We start from the raw sequence: 18,867 nt of genomic DNA, 5'->3' as shown, positions 1-18,867 counted from the left end.
CAAGTAACATTATTTTTTATGAATCAAATTATTTAATGACATTTCAGAAGGAAATTCTCCTATTTCTATAGGTGGGAGTTACATACCCTAACAAATAGAAAATTTCAGTGGTAGTATAAATCTCCTTCTTAAGTCATTAATATTGCAGCTCCAAAGGAGATGATTTAATCTAATTACATATAATATTTCCATTTATAAATACTTTTAATCAATTAATGTTGTTTTTATCTATTTTAATCATATTTAAATACTATTAATAAATTATATCATATTTAAAACATTTTTAATTGATTTAATATGTTTTAGTATATATTAATAGATATAAACAATTTTATAATGAATAGGTCTTGTTTTGTCCTGAAGTATCAAAGCATAAATTTATAATCAATGTAGAAGAAGTCCTTCTTGATTTAGACCCTAGAACCTTAGTCGAAAAAGATGTGAAAATGATATCGGGTTGATATTATCTATAAAAAGAGAATAACTCAAAATAATAGAACACTACGATTATAAATAAATTTGTTTACTGAACACAATTATTTAGCAAACAAATATGTTGACTAAATAAGCCTATATTTATTAGTTTTTAGAAAAAAACAAAACACGGGCATAAAAACCCGTGTTACCTTTAAATTAACAATTATATTAGCCCAGCATAAAACTGAGTGAAATACAATTATATATAACTATACCTCTGTCAAGCTAAACACTCAAGGTTGATATAATTAGTTATGAACTGTATATACTCAGCACAAAAACTGAGTAATATATGATTTCTATTAATTATAATATACAGCGCTTACAATAGTCAACATATCAAGAATTCCAAGCAAACCACCTAAAACGTTTTCAATAAATACATTTGTACATATGGATTTTTTGATATCATACTCAGACCATTTCAATTTTTCCTCAATCAACCACTAACCTCTATTGCATTTTTGTCAGCATCTGGTCTTTTCCAAAAGCCTGCCTGAAACTTTTTAATATCACCAATTAAAAGCATTTTATACAGTTCTGCTGCTGTTGATTTATACAGATCATCCTTATTTACTCTTATATGCATAATTAATTCTTCTCCTTTAATGTAATAAAATAGAAGTGCATAAGGATTTCGAATCAAATATACCATAATACACCATTATTATTGTATTTATTTTATGTTTATTGTTTTGTTTAAATGGTAACAATATGATAATATAAGTACTATTTTGTAGTAATAAAGTATTATAAAATTGATATATTAATAAGTTTAATTAATTAATTTGTATTTACTTATTTAAATTATTATATTATAATAATTTAAATGGATTTAATATCAGAAAGGAGTTATATATATGGAATATAAATTACTTTCAAGTATATTTTATAGTGATAATAGTAAATATGAAGATTTATATAAAAGTAGACTTAATAGTGAATCAACTTATAAGTTTAATTTTAAGATAAATGAATATGATGCTTTTGTTGTTATTAATAATGATATATTAAAGAGAGCTCAAACTATTATGGAACTGGATCGTGACTTATTAGAAACGATGCACAGCGTGCCACAGATAGCATTAGATCAGTATAGAAAAAGGTGTTTAATAGATGAGATTAAAATGACTAATGAAATCGAGGGTGTAAATAGCACACGAAAAGAAATAAATGATATTTTAAATGATATTACAGAAAAAAATAAAAGAAAAAGGTTATATGGATTAGTAAAAAAATATGAACTATTAATAGATGACGATATAAAACTAGATGAATGTGAAGATGTAAGAAAATTATATAATGAATTAGTATTAAAAGATGTAGTTGACGAAGATTCTAAAAATGAGCCAGATGGGATTATTTTTAGAAAGGATAAAGTATATGTACAAAATCCATCAGGAAAAACAATTCATAATGGTACTTATCCAGAAGATAAAATTATAAAAGAGATGTCTAGTGGCTTAAATATTTTAAATAATGAAAACTATAATTATTTAATAAGAATTGCAGTTTTTCATTATATATTTGGATATATTCATCCATTTTATGATGGAAATGGTAGGACTAGTAGATTTATAAGTAGTTACTTATTATCACGTAAATTACAAATTTTAGTTTCATATAGATTATCATATACGATAAAAGAAAATATAGGTTCATACTACAAAAGTTTTAAAGAGGCTAATGATGAAAAAAACAGAGGCGATTTAACAATTTTCGTAATTAAATTCTTTGATATGCTTATTAAATCGTTACAAGATTTATGCGGCTCACTCGAGGAAAAAGATCTTAAACTTAATTATTTTGGTGAGATATCAAATAGGCTATGTAAACAAGATGAGAAGAAAAGTAGTATTTTATATATATTAATTCAAAATACCTTATTTGGAGAAAGTGGGTTAAGCGTAGAGGAATTATCTGAAATTTCAGAGACAGGTATGTCTAAGGTTAGAAGTTCATTAAAAGAGTTAGAAGAAAAGGAAATTCTTTATATTACAAAAGATGGGAGAAAAAAATTATATGATGTAGATTTAGATGCTATGAGTAAGTTAAATTTACAAGATGAAACCCTAACTTAGGAGTGCTGTTGAAAAAAGGCCACATTATGGATATTAAGTCCAGAATGTGGCTTGTTTTTATGCATATGTTAGGTGACTCTATTACATCGACTACAGAGGCATACCCTAGAAACTCCACTTTGGGGCCGACTCTACAATGAAAATTTATTGTATTACCAAGTTCTATGTTTTCTGCCTTACTATCTGCAAGTAACTCTTTAAAAGCTTCATTACCATGTTAATTTTGCTCATTTTTAATGAATTGAGTAAATAATTCTAAAAAAAGTTTTATTTCAGAATTGTCTTTTTTCCAGATAATATATGTGAATGAAATTGGATCTTCTATAAGTTTAGATTCAATTATCCGAATATCCTTATTAACTGAATTCTTAAAAATATATATAGGTAAATATGAAATACCTTGATCTGCTTTTATTAGACTTTCAGTTACATGAACAGATGATATCTTTGTAATATCAGCTTCTGGAACTATTTCGTAAATTTTATCAATCAAGCCTGTCCAATAAGAAGGATGATTGCCAGATAATATACGATATTTTCTAAAAAAATCAATTTCACTTTTTAAATATTTATTTGCATTCACATTAGGAACTATTAATTTTATTTTTCCTTCACACACATTTTTATAAATTACCTTATCCGTATTAGGTAATTTCCTATCTATTCCAATATGATACGTATTCTCTTCTATAGCCTGAGGGATATGATCATCCATAACCGAAATTGAAATATCTATATTAGGTGCAACATCAAAAAAAATCGGCAAAAATTTAGGCATTAAATAAGAAGCTATGTAAGATGTTACTACAACATTCAATCTAAACGAATATTTTTTTTTAGAATTTTTCATTTCATAAATTCCTTTTTCATATGTACTAATTGTTCTAACTGCTATTGAATAAAAAAATTTTCCATCATCTGTTAAAACGATATTTCTCCCTTTTGCCTCAAAAAGCTTTAGCTTTAAAAGATTTTCTAAGTTCTTTATATGATTAAATACTGAAGTTTGTGTTATAAACAATTCATCTGCTGCTTTTCTATAATTTTCATATTTTGCAACAACTATAAAGGTGTAATACCATTCTAAATTCATTTTTTCTCCTATCGACCAATCATTAAGATTTCCTTAATAGTATATCAAGAAATTACAAATTTTAAAATATATAGTTTTAATGTATTATCTATAACAAAGGGGTGAACATTATGATAGAATTTCAAGATAATACCATAAGAGACGGAATGCAACAAAGAAATATTCGCAAAGATCTTAAAACAAAATTAAAAATCCTCAATTTAATTAAGACAACAAATATTGAATCTGTGGAAGTTGGAATGTGTGCAACTAGAGAAGATTTTCACTTAATAAGTCAAGAATCAAAAAAATTAGGTGAGTCGCAAAAAATGGTGGTTTTGACTAGATTAATTCATGAAGATATTAAGCTAACTTGCAAACTGGCTAATCTTAATAAAAATTTAGTTATAAAACTATTGGTTCCTATATCAGAATTACATATTGTAAAGAAATTAGGTTGTAAAAAAGAAGATATACTTAAAAATTTGCGACAATCGCTAAATTATATATCTAACAGGGCCTTGCTTCTGCAAATACTATTTCAGGAATTTTAAATGGTGCAACACAAGTAGAAACAACATTTTTAGGAATTGGAGAGCGGACAGGAAATATTATTGTTATTGCTGATTATTTTCACTGTATATATTGTGAAAATAATTACGTTATCTAAATATAAAAAAAGAAAGGAAATGAGAATTTATGAAAATTAATGTTACAACAGAAAATGGTTATTTACCCGCTAAACACTCAAAATTTGCTGAGGAGAAATATCAATATAAAGGAAATCCATGTATATCTTTTCCTATTGAATTTATTGATGTTTCTGATAAAGTTAAATCTATAGCTATTACTTTTTTAGATCATGATGCTATTCCACTTTGTGGTTTCACTTGGATACACTGGCTAGGGTGTAATATTCCAGCTAACATTAACTGTCTTCCAGAAAATATAAGTGTAGATAATAGTCTAAATATTGTGCAAGGGCAAAATAGCTTTGCTTCAGCATATGTTGGGGAAACTGATTCTAATATAACGAATAGATATGCTGGACCAACTCCACCAGACAAAGAACATGAGTATACACTAAAAGTATATGGGCTTGATAAAAAATTGGACCTAGAGCAAGGATATTTCATGAATGATTTTTATAAAGCTATTAATGGCCATGTTGTAGAGTCTGATGAATTAAGAATATTAGCACATTCTTAAACGGGGGATCGGCCGCCGCAAAAATATAATTTCATAAATGTAACAATTTAAGTCATATGATAATACATTCTACTATAAATTTATATTAGTACATTGAACAACAACAGGTCCTACTTCACTTCCGTAGGGCCTGTTGTTACTGATATTTACTATAAATAAAATCTATTTATAAATCTTTTAAATGGCTAATAGAGTCAAAGTTAAATTTTTGATTAAAAACATACTTTACCATATTTAGGACTCAAATGACTTTTCATGTCAAATAAATGACTGTTAATGCTTTTTGCATTGTATTTTGTTTTACTTTTATGTAACATAATACCAAAAGGGGACAACCCTTAAGTATTTAGAATATAGTACTAAAAGCAAATAGTATTATAGAAATAGGAGGTATTATATATGGCTGTAATAGAAACAAATAATCTGACCAAAAAATATAATGAAAGTTCTGTAGTTAACAATTTAAGTATATCAATAGGAGAAGGACAAGTTTACGGATTCCTGGGACCAAATGGTGCAGGAAAGACAACAACTATAAGGATGATTCTTGGACTTATCAAGCCTACTAAGGGAAGCGTAAATGTATTTGGCATGAAGCAATGCAGTGAAAACAGATCCAAGATATTAAAGAATGTGGGTGCACTTATTGAGAATGCTTCAAGCTATCCTCATCTTACAGCTTATGAAAACTTAAAAATCATGAGGACTCTTACTGATTCACCTTATGACAATATTAATAAAGTTTTGAAGACTGTAAGATTAGATGATGTTAAGAATAAGCTTGTTAAGGAATTTTCTCTTGGAATGAGACAGAGACTTGGAATAGCTATGGCTCTTCTTAGAAATCCAAAGATTCTTATCCTAGATGAGCCTACTAATGGTCTTGACCCTTCAGGTATTCATGAAATAAGAGAGCTTATAAAGGACATTCCAAAGACTTATGGAAGTACAGTATTAATTTCAAGCCACCTTCTTTCAGAGATTGACCAGATGGCAACTAATGTTGGAGTAATCACAAAAGGAAGCCTTGTATATCAGGGAACTATTGAGGATTTAAGAAGCAAAGGTGAGCAAAAGATTGTCCTTCGTACAGATAATATTCAAAGTACGATCAATATATTAAATGAAAACGGAGTTGCCGGAAAGATAAATGAAGGATGTGTTGAAATGAATTACTTTAATGACAGCATACTAGGCAAGATAATCGACAATATTGTGTTTAAGGGAATTAAGGTTTACAGAATTGAGGAGGAGAAAACTTCTCTTGAGGACATTTTCCTTAATCTTACAAGAAAGGAGCACAGTTTATAAATGAAAGATATTATTAAAGCTGAATTTATGAAAATTAAAAGGAAAAAACTTTTTTTTCTTATATTGATAGGCGAACTTGCATCATTTTTTATCACTTACATTATTCAAGGAAGAAATACAGGAAAACAGACATGGATGGATGTTTTATATAACTTCAGTGGCTTTAATTTTATGATTATGATTATAATTTTCGCAATCGTAATCTCCAAACTTGTAGATGTTGAATATAAAGCTGATATGTGGAAGCTTATGTTTACAACAGTTAGTGATAAAAACAAGCTTTTTGCAGGCAAGTTTATATGTGTGATGGTGCTTATTGCTTTTTCAGCAGTTGTGGAATTCTTTGGGCTTATAGTTCTTGGGACACATGTTGGAGCAGAAGGTGTTGATTATCCTCTTATATTTAAGCAATGTGCACTGCCTTTAATCGGGTATCTTCCAGTAATAGTACTGCAGTTTGGCCTTTCTTCAATGATAAAGAATCAGAGTATTTCCATAGCAGGCGGTGTTGTTGGATGTTTTCTTGGAGTATTTGGTCTGGCTATGCCTTTTCAAAAAGTTCTTATATGGACATATCCATTCTTAACAGCGCCTATGACAACATCTTACGAGGGAAGTAAATCAATTACTATTATGAATCAGGACAGCATGTTATTTAGTTTTGTGAGCATAGCTGTTGCAGCTGTTATGTTTTTTATATCACTACATCTTTATAATAACAAAGAAAATTTTTAAAAGGAGTGGGATATTGTGCATGGTTTAGTTAAGTGTGAGCTACTTAAGCTCAAAAGACAAAAGGTTATACCAATTTCAATAATAATAACCCTTATACCAATTATATTAGGATTGTTTAATTTTAAGGCTAATTATGCCGTATTTAAAGATGTAAATACAGGTGACTGGCTTAAGGCATGGTCTCAGGTTGGAATGTTTTATGCACCTGTTATGCTTCCAATAATAGCAAGTGTATACTGCGCCATAATATTCAGGGTTGAATATGCAAATGGCAATTTAAAGATAATTTTATCAACACCTGTATCAAGAAAGTCACTATATAAGTCAAAGGTTATAATATCGGCACTAATGGTATTGTTCCTTCAAGCTGTGTTTGGAATATCATATTTTATTTTTGGAAAACTCTTTGGAATAACAGGTTCATTTCCAATAAGTAAAATACTTGAATTATTAATCCTTGGATGGGTTGGAATCCTTCCACTTATTGCAATACAGATTCATCTTTCATTAAAATATGAGGATTTTACAAAGCCTATAATGATAGCATCAATATGCACACTAGGTGGATTCTTTATAGGAGCTATAAGCGGCATAAGATATTTATGGCCATGGGCTCTTCAAAAAATTCCAATGGATCTTTCAAGTGGAGGCATAGAAGGGGTAATTCCTAAAGCTATTTACATTCTTTACTGCTTAATTTTTGCAGGAGTAATAGTAACAATTGGAATTAAAAAGTTTGAAAACATGGAAATCAAATAAAATTATTACAATTATTAAAATCCCTGATTTTAGATGAAAAATCATTAGTTAAGCATATAATTCTTAAAATAATCACTTATATATAGTGTTTTTTTAAGAATTCATATAAATATTAAATTAACATTTCTCTGAATCACACCAACAGAAATTAAAAATGCCTAAAGCTAACTAATATCAATATATAAACTAATCAAATATATCCATTAAAAATGAGTTTAGCATCAATCTAAGAAAAAGCAAAAAGGCATTGCTACCTTTTGGGTTGGTATACAATATACGAACAAATCTATCTTTCCGATAACAATTCTAACGCTTCATTAGCCATCGTCAAAATATTATGCTGAACGTCATATGCATTTTTCAAATCTTCCTTATTATACCATTTAAGTAAATTAGATTCACCATCTCCTGGTATTGTATCAAAAGATTTTGCAGTTGCATAATAAACAAAGTCTATATGATAATGTTCTGGATTTATTTCACCGAAAATTGTGTGCATGGGATTTATTAACAATTTTTCTCCTGCCAATTCGCATGAATTCTTAAGTTGGTTATTTATTGGATTGTATAGATTTATTTTTAAACCTGATTCTTCTTGTGCTTCACGAATACATGCCTCTTCTGGCAATTCATTCAATTCGATATGTCCACCTAAAGGAAGTATTTTTTTAGCCTTTTTATGTAAATGTAATAATACTTTATCCTTATATACTATAAATATGGAAACCGTAAAATGCCTATCCATCCCCTATCACTCCTCCAAAATTTTATATTGAATATTTCATCATAATTTACTGCTACGACTTAATCACTAGAAAAATTATACTATTAAACACCATTTTTACAAACTATAGTTTGATGCTAAAACAAACTACCATACGTAAAGGTATACCTTTATGAATGGTTAAAAATCCTAAAAAATTGTATGCTTAAAGTATAACAAACCATTTACGTATATCTACGTAAAATACATTGAGATTATTAACAAATGTACTACCGCATTTCATATAGGGTAGAAAACACGCCCTATACTTCATTTGGTCTTATTCTAATTACACATGCTGGACTTTATTTTTATATTTGTTTTATATCTTGATCTTGTTGATGCGGTTGCATTCTTTTTATTAACTCCTCGGCCTGCCTCTGATATTCTAATACCTTTTTATAGGATGCCTCCTGAAGCTCCTGTTTTTATTTGTTAAATAACTTCTCTTGCTCTAGGAGTGCTCTTTCTTTTTCGAATTCTTTCTGATCTGAAACTCGAGTTACTTCTTTTTGCGATTCTGTAATTGTAGTTTCTATCTTTGTTTTTAAGGTCGAAACTTCAAGTATCGATCTTTCCTTTTCAAATTTCGTGAGCTCCGCAAACCGTTTTACTTCCTTTTGAGCTTGATCAGCTGCAGCTTCTAGTTTAGCTTCTAGGTTTTGGGCGTAAGTCTCCTTGGTTTTTATTGTATTACCAAGTTCTATGTTTTCGGCCTTACTATCTGCAAGTAATTCTTTAAAAGTTTCATTCTGAGTCTTAAAACCTTTATATTCTGTAACAAGCCCTGCAAGGGTATCGTTTTTTTCTTTATATTCTTGGATTAGCGCCTTATTACTATCAGCTATTTCACTTAATTGTGTTACCTGTTTTTTAAGTTCATCATTTATATTAAAAGACCCTTGTAATGTAGTTTCCATAGTTTCTTTATCTATATTTAGTCCTTGATTTTCTGCCTTTAGACTTTCGATGTTACTCTTATATATCTCCATATCTTTACTAAATTGAAGCGTTTTTGCTGTATCTATAGTTTGTATTCACGTTGCCGTATTCATATATACATTATTAATCTTATTAGTTAATGCTTCAAGGTGATTAATGTCCTCTGCGACCTCTGGTATATCAATTTTAACCTTGTTTAATTCATAAGCACCAATGAGGATCACATAAATTCTTTACTGCTTTTGCCACTTCCTTGAATAAGCTCCATGAGCTTCTCTTTGTCATCTGATTCCATTCTTACTGAAAAAGGATTATTATTATATGCCATTATATGCCTCCTTATATTTAAATAATGTTTACAAATATTTATAAGTTAATATAGTAATTATAACGTGTTTACTTATGTTTACTAGGTGATGTTTACAATATAATCTTTTATTATTCGAAGTTCAATGAAAAGTTGATTTGAAAAAAATAGTGACAAGACCATACATTTGTAATTTGTATGGACCCTGGTTGGACTAATTTTTGTATGAATATAAGGAAGATAGTTATTTAAGTTTTCTTCGAAAAACATTAAGGTATAAATAGTAAAGTGAAAAATACTCCAGTACATAATAGTATTAAAATATCTAATAAAATTTAATTTACAGAATCTATAGTATCTATACAATTTCTTATAGATAAGATTATTTCATCTATATCGGTTTCTATTGCACTACATAGATCGCCTACATTTGCTTCTATATATTGTTCTTGTTCTGGCATAACATATCCACCGTCATGTTCAATATAATCTCCAAAAGAAATTTCTATTCCGCCTCTTTCTATTTCGTCTTCGTTTCTTTTATATATTATAAATATTTCATCACTTGAACCAAAATCTATACAAAACCACCCAATAATTTTGACATTGAAAATATCATTATTTAAATTATAATAATTGCATATACATGTATTATCCTTAAACTCGTTATTCCAACTTGTATTTTCAATCCAAAATTCTAATTTTTCAATCATATCATTTTTAAAAACTGCTAAATAATTACCTATAGCATTTAATTCAGCAACATTATTAGTTTTATTTAGTAATAATTCAATAAGATCTGCGTCCCTATCGTTTAGAATACTATTCATAGTTATTAATTTTTGTGAAAAATTAATAACTATATCATTTGTTTTAATTTCATCAATTTCTTCCTCTTCTAATTCTAAGTAGACATCTTCTAATGATATTTTGAGTTCCTCAAATAATTCCACTAAATTCTCTATTTTCTCTTCTGTAATACTATACAAACTATTTATTCCATCCTTAGAGATAATTTCTTCTATAACTTCTTCATCATCTTGGTAATTTTTAAAATCTATGCTTTCTAATATCCAATCTAAATCACAAGATTTAATATAACTGTTTATCATTTGCTCTTCTAAAGATTTCATTTTGCTCTTTAACTTTCTATTAGCATTGTCAAATATGTTATTCAACTCTGAAATTAGATTAAGCATATCTGTGTAAAATTCTTTAGATATAATTTTATTATGAGCAATCATATTTCTCATTTTGGCAAACTCTTCCCATTTTAATTCAATATCAGTATCAAAAATATCTATAAAGTATTTTTCCCATAAATTTTTATTATTCAGAACATCTTCGTTTATGACATCTGCAGTTTTTTCTCTTAGTAAAGATTTTATAACATTAATTTGTTTCATGACTTTTGTTATAACTTCATCTTCATAACTATTCTTTAACATTTGTATTAAATCATTAGTTTGCAGATTAAACATTTCTGATTGTATAAATATTAAAGTTTTATATTTATTATTATACCATTTACTAAAATCTTCACTTTTTTTGGTAAACTCATGAACTATTTTTTTTGAAAACCACTCCTCTCCGAATTTTTTCAGCATGTATTCATTTATAATACCTCTAAATTTATTTTCTAAATTATGTATCTTTATGTATAAGCATTCTGATATTTTTTCATTTTGTTCATCACGTATCCAATTTATTTCATTTGTATATTTTGATACTGCCATACTTATATTTACTTTTGCATCATATATAAATTCTTCTAATACGCATTCATCGCCAGTTATCTTAGAATCTATAGTAACAAAAATATTAATTTTATTATCTTCATAACTAAATTTTTTAATATCAACTTCTAAAATGATATTATCGTTATTAAAACTTGAGCTCATAGATAGTATTTGTTCTGATTCATCTTCTATTTCACCAATTCTGTCACTTAAATATTTATAATTAAATTCTATATTTAAATCACTATTTACTTCTTTAAAGCATTTTTTTATATTTTCACCAATTAAACACATATAATTTTCTTCGCAACCTTTTTTTATTCCAGTTCCAATAAATTTTATATTCATTTATACCACCCCATTTTTATTTTAATACTATTTATATATCTTAGCTATAGAAAAAAGCTTAACTTTTATTTACATATTAGCAGCAATAGAAAACATACCAAATTATGGAATGTAATTTCGAATGCAGTATTTATTGCAATATATAATACAGGATATGCTTCATTTGCCATAAAAAAAGATTGAACTTGCATTATTGCAAACGCCTTACTTATCCCAAATTGCTGCTCATATAAACATCCTTTTTCTGATCTTCTGTTATACCTATATATCTTAAAGTTTGTGTTTTAGAGGAATGATTAAATATATCCATTAACAGCTCTATAGTTGTTCCGTTTGTATAAGCATGGTAACCAAAAGTCTTTCTCATAGTATGGGTGCCTATTTCTCCGGATATTATTTTTCCCGTATAGTCCCTTTCAACTATTCCTATCATTTCTGCAGCATTATTTAATATATACCAGGCATGCTGGCGAGATATTGGTTTGTTTTCTGATTTTTTACTACAGAATACATACATATCTGGTAACACTTCTTTTAGTGTAGCAGCATAACCTTCAATTAGTTTACTTACTATGGTCCCTATGTAAAACTTTTTGGTTTTTGAGGTTTTCTTTTCTGTGATGATTACATATTCTTTAGCACTCATGGTCTTAAAGTTTAAAACATCATCAAAGGTTAATTTTAAAATATCACTTATTCGAAGGCCAACATTTATTCCAAGAATAAATAGTAATTCATTGCGAAGACTTTGATCTCTTAAATATGCTCTCATACTTCTTATGGTTCTTAGATCTCTTATGGGTTCTACAGTTTTCATTTTTTTATTATCCTTTCTTTACTTTTCTCATTTAAAAAGTTATTTAGCCATTTTTGTTGTACAATATTAACGATTTTAGGGGGAGATTTTCATTCCAAGACAACGTTTTCTTTTTGTTATGGTATGTACCGTTAAGCCTTTAAGTAGAAGGGCCGAGGGGCTAAACGTAGTTAAACATTTAACATACACATAGTTTATAGCTTAATTTGTTAAACGCCGTCGTATATATTAGGTTTTCAACTTGTTTTTATATCATACCTTGTCATATATTAGAATTCCCAATTTATATATTACACAATATTTGAAAAATAGTCAATATGTCAGATTAGAGAAAACTGGGAATTTACTATTTTTTACAAAGCTAGGTTATAAGCCATTTGTTATCTGACATAAGTGGCTTGTGTCAGATTAGAAAGAGTGTTACCATAGATAGAAACATAGGTAATATATGTTAATACATTATTTGTAAGTTTTATTTGAAACTTATTTTTTACTTATTGTTATTCTTAAAACAGCAATTTTAAAGTGATTAAAAAAAATAAAAAATTATTTAACAAATATTCAAAATTATGTATAATAGACATATGAAATAAAAAGGATGGTGTTTATACTGGAAATTTTAGTTGAGAAAGCAAAAAATGGGGATAGAAAATCTTTGATGGTCATTATTGAAAAATACAAGTTTTTGATAATTAAGTTAGCATCCACTTATCATATACCTTCTTATGAATTTGAAGATTTAGTTCAGCAAGGATATCTTTCAGTTATAAAAGCAGTTAATCTTTATACCCTTGGTAGAAACACTTTTGATGGTTATTGTATAAATTCTATTAAAACCAATTTTAATGCTCTTCTAAAAGGAAAGGTAAAACACTATAGAGAAGTTCCAAATTCAGATCCTATAAGCAAAAGTACAGCTGAAGAGTATAATTTCACATTAGAGGATGAAGTCATCGCTTACGAAGAAGTTAAAAGGCTTTATTGCGCCTTAGAAAAGTTAGAGATATCTGAAAGATCCATAGTTGAAAGATTTTACTTTATTAATGATACTCTTAAGGAAATAGCTTGTGATAGTAGCCAGAGTTATAATAATTTGTTACGGGCTAAAAGCAAGGCCTTAAAGAAACTTAGAAAATATATATAAGAAATTTATAGAAAATGATTTTAAAGAGCATATATATTATCTGTAATGGTGAGGGGAGGAGTGCAGAATGTTTGATGCATTTGTTAAACTGGTTAATACAGTTGGCTTCCCTATAGGTGTGAGCATATATCTACTAGTTAGATTTGAGAAGAAAATTGAGGATCTCAATAAATCTATCTCGGATTTAGCTGTAGTTATATCCACTGTTATAGGTAAATCTGAAAAATAAGGGTGCCTAGGGTTTTGGTATCCTTATTTTTATATACTCTTAAAGACAACAACAAATATAACCTATTTATGGCCAAAGGCAACTTATTTATGGTTATCCTCCTTGTTGTTGTTTTATATGTTTTAACATCTTTTTGTTTTAAGTGTTTTAGACATGACTCAAAGCATTGATATGACTAGCTTTAAAAAGCTAACTATGAGCTTTCCGTACCCAACTATGAGTTTTGCGTACCTAAAATAACTTTAACTATGAGTTTTCCGTACTTAACTATGAGTTTTGCGTACCCAAAATAAATCTAAATATGAGGGTTTCGTACCTAACTATGATGAATTATTTACAACCACATAGTTACATGATAAGATATCTTTATGAGGTGTTTATATGGATAAAGATTACTTAGTTACTAAGTCCAACTATTTTATTATGAATAGTAGTTATGACTTAAGTTTGGAAGAACAAAAAATTATACTTACGTTGGCCAGTATGGTTCAACCAGCGGATGAAGAATTTAAACCATATAGGTTCAAAATCAATGAGTTCATGGCTCTTATAGGAGTTAGTACTAAAACAAAATATACGGAGATACCTAAGATAACAAAGGAACTTATGAAAAAAGTATTTGAAATAGAGGAAGGAAAGACCTTAATTCAGACAGCATGGTTAAGTGGTGTTAAATATGAAAAAGGTACTGGCATGATTGAAATGATTTTTAGTCCTTATCTAAAACCCTATATGTTAAAGCTTAATAGTATGTTTACTCAGTATAAGTTAGCAAATATCTTAAGTATGAAGAGCAAATACTCGCCTAGGATCTATGAGTTTTTAAAATGTAATGAATTTAAGAAACAAGGATATATAGAAATAGAAGTTGAAGAGTTACGAAAACTTTTAAGGGCGGATAATATTTATCCATTATATGCAGATTTTAAAAGGTATGTAATTCTTCAAACTCAAAAGGAATTGAAAAAAATTAGTGATATAAGCTTTGAATTTGAAGAAATAAAAACCAGCAGGAAGATAACTTCAATTAAATTTTACATAATCAGTAGTAAAAACAATAAAGCTAGCAATGAAATAGCAGCTTCATTAGAAAAAATCAACCCAAAGTTACAACAAAATATGGATGATATTAACCTCATAAAAGAAGTTATAAATGAACCAATAAAAGATATTGACGCACTTAAATTATTTGAAATTGCAAAGGGAGACATAAACATAATCAAAGAAAAATATAGTTATTCAGCGGCAGTACCTAAGATTGGAAACATGGTTGGTTGGATTATTGATGCAATAAAAAATGATTATAAGTCTCCTAAAGGAAAAGTTAATAAATTCAATGAGTATGAGCAGAGAGAATATGATTTTAAAGAATTGGAAAAGAAGCTGCTAGGATGGAAATAAATGAATTTTATCTAATCAGGTTAGAGTAACCAAAGGTGTAGTGATGTTAGCTATATTTCTGGTTATTTTTTTATTTTAAAATAATCTGCAGAAATTTTTACAAGGGCATATATATTAAGTGAAAACAAAATAAAAGGAGTGATTAAACATGGCCGTTATATCAACAAAGGTATCAAGTATTTTAAAACTTACAATGAAAACAGGCATAGACGAGAATGGCAAAGATGAATTTGCAACAAAAAGCCTAGGTAATGTAAAAGTTAATGCAGTGGATGCTGACATTTTTGCAGTAGGACAAGCTATCTCTAAGATCAAAACTTATCCATTGGTTGGAATAGATAGACAAGATCAGTATAGCCTAGTTACTGAATAGGACTTTTAATTAAGGTACTTAAAGTTTAAAAAACAAAAATTCAACAATTTAAGGAGGAAAAATTATATGAATAAATTAGTTATGAGATTTTTAACTACTATTGAGGGTAAGTATTTTACGTTAAGTGTAGATGACATTAAAGCTAATGATAAGGGACCTACTATAACAGAAGCTGAGGTAAATGCTCTTATGGATTTAGTTATTGCAAAAAACATTTTTCTATCAACTAGTGGTGATTTAACTGGCAAGAAAGATGCTAAAATAGTTACTACTGATACAAATACAATTACAGTAGCATAGTAAAATTATCACTTGAGGTGATGAAGATTCCACTAAGTATGACTTGGTGGAATCTTTTTTTACTATAAAAATTATTAAGTTTAAATTGAGACTGTTACATAAAATAAGCTTGTAGTTAGTTAATTACTACAATAAATATTTACATATATTATTATAGGTTTAAGAGACTAAGCTTTGCCAAGTACCGTTACCGACTATTCCATCAATCACTAATTTATTGCTTCGTTGATATTCTTTAACAAGCCCTACAGTTTCATTTCCATAAATACCATCGATAGCGCTGCCAGTTCTCCATTGGATATATCTTATGGCCATTTTATCTCCCGTAGACTCAATGCTACATAGGGGCTTTTCCATAATAACTTTAACTCCAGTTAATACCTCAGGTCCACATATACCATCGATAGAAAGGTTAAGTATTTGCTGGAGCTTTTTAATAGTACTTATAGTTAATGGACCATTGGCTCCGTCTACAGCTAAAACATTATTATTTACATCTCTTATTTTCATAGAGTTTAAGCATTTTTGTAGATATTTAATATCTTCATCAGTTGTGTTTTCAGTGATTTCAGATCTAGGAGTGCAGTCATAAACATAAAGTTTATTTTGCTCAATTATAGCTATTAGTTTTTCAGGGTACTCCTCATCTGTACAGTAACCCGAGTTATAGACGTTCTGGCAAGCTTCCTTGTAGTCTTTAGATGTTATTACAGATTTGTACCTGCTAAAGCTTAAAAGCTTTCCATGGTCCAGGATGCTGTCTTCAATCGTATCATACTTTCTAAACCTGCATACCATGGGAGTACTTACTCCATTTATAAATTCATGAGTGTTAAATTCTTGAACTTCGTATCCAGAGCCTTCTGTCCATTTGATACCAAAGATGTTATTACCTTTAACATATTGCAGCCAGCCTGTTTCGAGTATTGCTTGAGCTATGGTTAGGGATGGTAGTATGTTGTATTTTTCATAGGATAGTAAAGCTCCTGGGATTAGACTTTCTATTATTTGGATTTTGTCCATTGGTAATTCCTCCTTTAATGTTTTACTTATATATATGGAGGAAGGGAGAGGTTTTTAGATTTGGGGGAAGATTATTTTATTAAATAAAGAGAAGGGAACACAATAGCAATTGATTTACCTTCGGATTTTGTTGCAGCGAACCAGGAGATGATTTAATCAAAAAAAATTACTAACTTTTGAAACTTAGTAATTTTTCATTAAATCGTTGGGGTATCTGTGTTGTTAAGCAATTAGTTAAATTTAACTAAGCAATTACGCTTTTAAATGGATACTTTTGATTCAATATAATTTTAATTATATTACATGGTTATTATAGTATAATTAAGGATTGATTATATTATAAACAATTATTAATTATCTAAATCAGAGTCTATTTTAGTAGTATCATGATTAAACTTAATCCATAAGAATAATCCTACTAGGCAAGTTAATACTTCAGTCACAGTCATTGACCATATAAGTCCATGTAAACCGAAAATATAATTTCCTGAAACCATAATGGGGATTAATAATATTCCCTGTGCCATAGACATTATGGTTGCCTCTTTAGCTCTTCCAACCGCTTGGAATATAGCTGTAATAATACCAGTAATAGCAGCAAACAATGATGAAATGAGCATGGCTATCAAAATGTAGATACCAGTGTTTATTACATTAACATCTCTGCTAAATAAATGATATATTGGGTATCGAAAAATAAAAATTATAAGTGAAATAAATATAGTTAGTATTAAAATATAGGTTGTTGTAGTATTAATAACTTTCTTCATTCGTTTTATATTCTTAGCAGTATACGCATAGGCAATTAATGGAACAACCCCCATATATAATCCCATACCAATGAATTCTGAAAGTTGAACTAGACGCAGCGAAATTCCAAAGCCAGCAACAGCATAATCGCCATAACGTGCGGAAAAATTGTTTAATAAGAGACTGGAGACCATTAAGAAGCCGTCCAACAAAAAAGCTGTTATACCAATTTTTAAAATGTTACTACATATAGTGCTGGTTGGTTTAAATGTCTTTAAGGAGATGGTTAGAGTGGCACTTTTATTTCTAAGATAATACACATAATATAACACTGCACCTAAATTACCAATAATTGTACCAAGTGCAGCACCTGCGATGCCTAAATTACATGTAAAAATTAAAATTGGATCCAAAATAACATTTATTATAACGCTGAGAATCATACCATTCATTGAAATTGTTGAAGCACCCTCCGCCCGAACTATTTGCTCTAATGTAAAATTAGCGATTACAAATGGACTTCCAATGATAAAAACCATAATATAGCTTTGAGTAAACGAAACAGTATCACCTCTTGCTCCTAATATTTGCAAAATAGGATGAAGCAATGGAATAGCAATTAACATAAAAATAAATCCAGATAATAGACTCAAATAAAAAGAAACAGATGAGATTTTTTTAGCATCCCCTAAATCTTTCTCACCTAATAATCTAGAAATATAGGTACCACCACCTGTACCAAAAACATTCCCGATTGCCATTAATATAGTTGTAAATGGCAAGGCTAATGTAACTGCTGTCATCATTGCTGTATTATTAAGCTTTCCAATAAAAAATGCATCAATAATACTATAAAGCATATTAATAGACATTCCTAGCATCATGGGAACTGCCATATGTGCAATAGCCTTTGGTATAGGTGCGTCCTCGAAATAGTATGAATATGAATCTTTATTTTGTTCCATTTATTGTACCTCCAATTTAAGTATAAATAAAAAAATTAATCAGGGTGCTTTTTTTAAAACGCATTATTATATGCTTTTTAATTCTAGGGTAAGAATGGTACAAATAACAATTGTAGTACCCT

Annotated in this window: 20 protein-coding genes; 12 read left to right on the top strand and 8 right to left on the bottom strand. The window is 28.6% G+C overall.

From position 1 onward, the window contains the following. Positions 1–916 precede the first annotated feature (916 nt). Positions 917–1,066: a hypothetical protein gene (locus LL038_RS25040; RefSeq protein WP_216126708.1), complete on the bottom strand. Its 150-nt coding sequence runs from the start codon at positions 1,064–1,066 to the stop codon at positions 917–919. Between the two features lie 271 nt (positions 1,067–1,337). On the opposite strand from LL038_RS25040, the gene LL038_RS25035 reads away from it, so the two are divergent. After that, positions 1,338–2,558 (top strand): Fic family protein, encoded by a 1,221-nt coding sequence (locus LL038_RS25035; RefSeq protein ID WP_216126705.1) that lies wholly within the window; start codon positions 1,338–1,340, stop codon positions 2,556–2,558. A gap of 217 nt (positions 2,559–2,775) precedes the next feature. On the opposite strand, the gene LL038_RS25030 is transcribed toward LL038_RS25035, so the two are convergent. Beyond that, the gene (locus tag LL038_RS25030; RefSeq protein WP_216126704.1) at positions 2,776–3,651 is read right to left on the bottom strand and encodes a LysR family transcriptional regulator; all 876 of its coding nucleotides are present in this window, start codon (positions 3,649–3,651) and stop codon (positions 2,776–2,778) included. 110 nt (positions 3,652–3,761) lie between these two features. Between LL038_RS25030 and LL038_RS25025 the strand changes: the two genes are divergently transcribed. From LL038_RS25025 to LL038_RS25005, 6 genes are all read left to right on the top strand, one after another. After that, entirely contained in the window at positions 3,762–4,184 is a 423-nt protein-coding gene (locus LL038_RS25025; RefSeq protein ID WP_216126703.1) for a hypothetical protein, read from the top strand. After that, the gene (locus LL038_RS25775; RefSeq protein WP_216126756.1) at positions 4,169–4,300 is read left to right on the top strand and encodes a hypothetical protein; all 132 of its coding nucleotides are present in this window, start codon (positions 4,169–4,171) and stop codon (positions 4,298–4,300) included. The genes LL038_RS25025 and LL038_RS25775 overlap by 16 nt, the downstream gene beginning before the upstream one ends. A 29-nt stretch (positions 4,301–4,329) precedes the next feature. Further along, positions 4,330–4,839 carry a YbhB/YbcL family Raf kinase inhibitor-like protein gene (locus tag LL038_RS25020; RefSeq protein ID WP_216126702.1) on the top strand — a complete coding sequence of 170 codons (510 nt, stop codon included), beginning with the start codon at positions 4,330–4,332 and terminating at the stop codon, positions 4,837–4,839. A gap of 399 nt (positions 4,840–5,238) precedes the next feature. Further along, entirely contained in the window at positions 5,239–6,150 is a 912-nt protein-coding gene (locus tag LL038_RS25015) for an ABC transporter ATP-binding protein (protein ID WP_216126700.1), read from the top strand. Beyond that, positions 6,151–6,885, top strand: coding sequence for an ABC transporter permease (locus LL038_RS25010; protein WP_216126698.1), 735 nt, complete (start codon positions 6,151–6,153; stop codon positions 6,883–6,885). A 15-nt stretch (positions 6,886–6,900) separates the two neighbouring features. Beyond that, a complete protein-coding gene (locus LL038_RS25005; RefSeq protein WP_216126696.1) occupies positions 6,901–7,644 on the top strand; it encodes an ABC transporter permease in 744 nt (247 codons plus the stop codon). 286 nt (positions 7,645–7,930) lie between these two features. Here the strand turns inward: LL038_RS25005 and LL038_RS25000 are convergent, their stop codons facing one another. The 4 genes from LL038_RS25000 to LL038_RS24985 all read right to left on the bottom strand — a co-directional run bounded on the left by LL038_RS25000 (position 7,931) and on the right by LL038_RS24985 (position 12,560). Further along, on the bottom strand, positions 7,931–8,389 hold the full coding sequence (locus LL038_RS25000; RefSeq protein ID WP_216126694.1) for an NUDIX hydrolase: 459 nt from the start codon (positions 8,387–8,389) through the stop codon (positions 7,931–7,933). 446 nt (positions 8,390–8,835) lie between these two features. Beyond that, the gene (locus LL038_RS24995) at positions 8,836–9,399 is read right to left on the bottom strand and encodes a hypothetical protein (RefSeq protein ID WP_216126692.1); all 564 of its coding nucleotides are present in this window, start codon (positions 9,397–9,399) and stop codon (positions 8,836–8,838) included. 592 nt (positions 9,400–9,991) lie between these two features. Next, positions 9,992–11,743, bottom strand: coding sequence for a hypothetical protein (locus tag LL038_RS24990; RefSeq protein ID WP_216126690.1), 1,752 nt, complete (start codon positions 11,741–11,743; stop codon positions 9,992–9,994). 208 nt (positions 11,744–11,951) lie between these two features. Then, positions 11,952–12,560, bottom strand: coding sequence for a tyrosine-type recombinase/integrase (locus tag LL038_RS24985; protein WP_216126688.1), 609 nt, complete (start codon positions 12,558–12,560; stop codon positions 11,952–11,954). Between the two features lie 658 nt (positions 12,561–13,218). Between LL038_RS24985 and LL038_RS24980 the strand changes: the two genes are divergently transcribed. The 5 genes from LL038_RS24980 to LL038_RS24960 all read left to right on the top strand — a co-directional run bounded on the left by LL038_RS24980 (position 13,219) and on the right by LL038_RS24960 (position 16,007). Further along, the gene (locus LL038_RS24980) at positions 13,219–13,704 is read left to right on the top strand and encodes a sigma-70 family RNA polymerase sigma factor (RefSeq protein ID WP_326493452.1); all 486 of its coding nucleotides are present in this window, start codon (positions 13,219–13,221) and stop codon (positions 13,702–13,704) included. Between the two features lie 67 nt (positions 13,705–13,771). After that, a complete protein-coding gene (locus LL038_RS24975; protein ID WP_152754062.1) occupies positions 13,772–13,933 on the top strand; it encodes a YvrJ family protein in 162 nt (53 codons plus the stop codon). A 381-nt stretch (positions 13,934–14,314) separates the two neighbouring features. Beyond that, the gene (locus LL038_RS24970; RefSeq protein WP_268056097.1) at positions 14,315–15,334 is read left to right on the top strand and encodes a replication initiation protein; all 1,020 of its coding nucleotides are present in this window, start codon (positions 14,315–14,317) and stop codon (positions 15,332–15,334) included. A 148-nt stretch (positions 15,335–15,482) separates the two neighbouring features. After that, the gene (locus LL038_RS24965) at positions 15,483–15,707 is read left to right on the top strand and encodes a DUF1659 domain-containing protein (protein WP_216128247.1); all 225 of its coding nucleotides are present in this window, start codon (positions 15,483–15,485) and stop codon (positions 15,705–15,707) included. A 66-nt stretch (positions 15,708–15,773) separates the two neighbouring features. Then, positions 15,774–16,007, top strand: coding sequence for a DUF2922 domain-containing protein (locus tag LL038_RS24960; RefSeq protein ID WP_216126780.1), 234 nt, complete (start codon positions 15,774–15,776; stop codon positions 16,005–16,007). Positions 16,008–16,166: 159 nt separating this feature from the next. Here the strand turns inward: LL038_RS24960 and LL038_RS24955 are convergent, their stop codons facing one another. Both LL038_RS24955 and LL038_RS24950 read right to left on the bottom strand, forming a co-directional pair. Further along, complete coding sequence (locus tag LL038_RS24955; protein ID WP_216128048.1) at positions 16,167–17,030, bottom strand: glucosaminidase domain-containing protein; 864 nt, start codon at positions 17,028–17,030, stop codon at positions 16,167–16,169. A gap of 350 nt (positions 17,031–17,380) precedes the next feature. Next, the gene (locus tag LL038_RS24950) at positions 17,381–18,745 is read right to left on the bottom strand and encodes an MATE family efflux transporter (RefSeq protein WP_216128046.1); all 1,365 of its coding nucleotides are present in this window, start codon (positions 18,743–18,745) and stop codon (positions 17,381–17,383) included. Between the last annotated feature and the right edge of the window lie 122 nt (positions 18,746–18,867).

This window comes from Clostridium estertheticum, assembly GCF_026650985.1.
GTDB lineage: Bacteria > Bacillota > Clostridia > Clostridiales > Clostridiaceae > Clostridium_AD > Clostridium_AD estertheticum_C.
This window is presented reverse-complemented; position numbering and strand designations above follow the sequence as displayed.

What these genes read in the sequence shown, in the direction of transcription:
- LL038_RS25010 (WP_216126698.1), top strand. Translation starts at nt 6,151, where the DNA reads ATGAAAGATATTATTAAAGCTGAATTTATGAAAATTAAAAGGAAAAAA.
- LL038_RS24955 (WP_216128048.1), bottom strand. Translation starts at nt 17,030, where the DNA reads ATGGACAAAATCCAAATAATAGAAAGTCTAATCCCAGGAGCTTTACTA.
- LL038_RS24990 (WP_216126690.1), bottom strand. Translation starts at nt 11,743, where the DNA reads ATGAATATAAAATTTATTGGAACTGGAATAAAAAAAGGTTGCGAAGAA.
- LL038_RS25035 (WP_216126705.1), top strand. Translation starts at nt 1,338, where the DNA reads ATGGAATATAAATTACTTTCAAGTATATTTTATAGTGATAATAGTAAA.
- LL038_RS24985 (WP_216126688.1), bottom strand. Translation starts at nt 12,560, where the DNA reads ATGAAAACTGTAGAACCCATAAGAGATCTAAGAACCATAAGAAGTATG.
- LL038_RS24995 (WP_216126692.1), bottom strand. Translation starts at nt 9,399, where the DNA reads ATGGAGATATATAAGAGTAACATCGAAAGTCTAAAGGCAGAAAATCAA.
- LL038_RS25000 (WP_216126694.1), bottom strand. Translation starts at nt 8,389, where the DNA reads ATGGATAGGCATTTTACGGTTTCCATATTTATAGTATATAAGGATAAA.
- LL038_RS24970 (WP_268056097.1), top strand. Translation starts at nt 14,315, where the DNA reads ATGGATAAAGATTACTTAGTTACTAAGTCCAACTATTTTATTATGAAT.
- LL038_RS25015 (WP_216126700.1), top strand. Translation starts at nt 5,239, where the DNA reads ATGGCTGTAATAGAAACAAATAATCTGACCAAAAAATATAATGAAAGT.
- LL038_RS24950 (WP_216128046.1), bottom strand. Translation starts at nt 18,745, where the DNA reads ATGGAACAAAATAAAGATTCATATTCATACTATTTCGAGGACGCACCT.
- LL038_RS24960 (WP_216126780.1), top strand. Translation starts at nt 15,774, where the DNA reads ATGAATAAATTAGTTATGAGATTTTTAACTACTATTGAGGGTAAGTAT.
- LL038_RS24975 (WP_152754062.1), top strand. Translation starts at nt 13,772, where the DNA reads ATGTTTGATGCATTTGTTAAACTGGTTAATACAGTTGGCTTCCCTATA.
- LL038_RS24965 (WP_216128247.1), top strand. Translation starts at nt 15,483, where the DNA reads ATGGCCGTTATATCAACAAAGGTATCAAGTATTTTAAAACTTACAATG.
- LL038_RS24980 (WP_326493452.1), top strand. Translation starts at nt 13,219, where the DNA reads ATGGTCATTATTGAAAAATACAAGTTTTTGATAATTAAGTTAGCATCC.
- LL038_RS25030 (WP_216126704.1), bottom strand. Translation starts at nt 3,651, where the DNA reads ATGAATTTAGAATGGTATTACACCTTTATAGTTGTTGCAAAATATGAA.
- LL038_RS25020 (WP_216126702.1), top strand. Translation starts at nt 4,330, where the DNA reads ATGAAAATTAATGTTACAACAGAAAATGGTTATTTACCCGCTAAACAC.
- LL038_RS25040 (WP_216126708.1), bottom strand. Translation starts at nt 1,066, where the DNA reads ATGCATATAAGAGTAAATAAGGATGATCTGTATAAATCAACAGCAGCA.
- LL038_RS25025 (WP_216126703.1), top strand. Translation starts at nt 3,762, where the DNA reads ATGATAGAATTTCAAGATAATACCATAAGAGACGGAATGCAACAAAGA.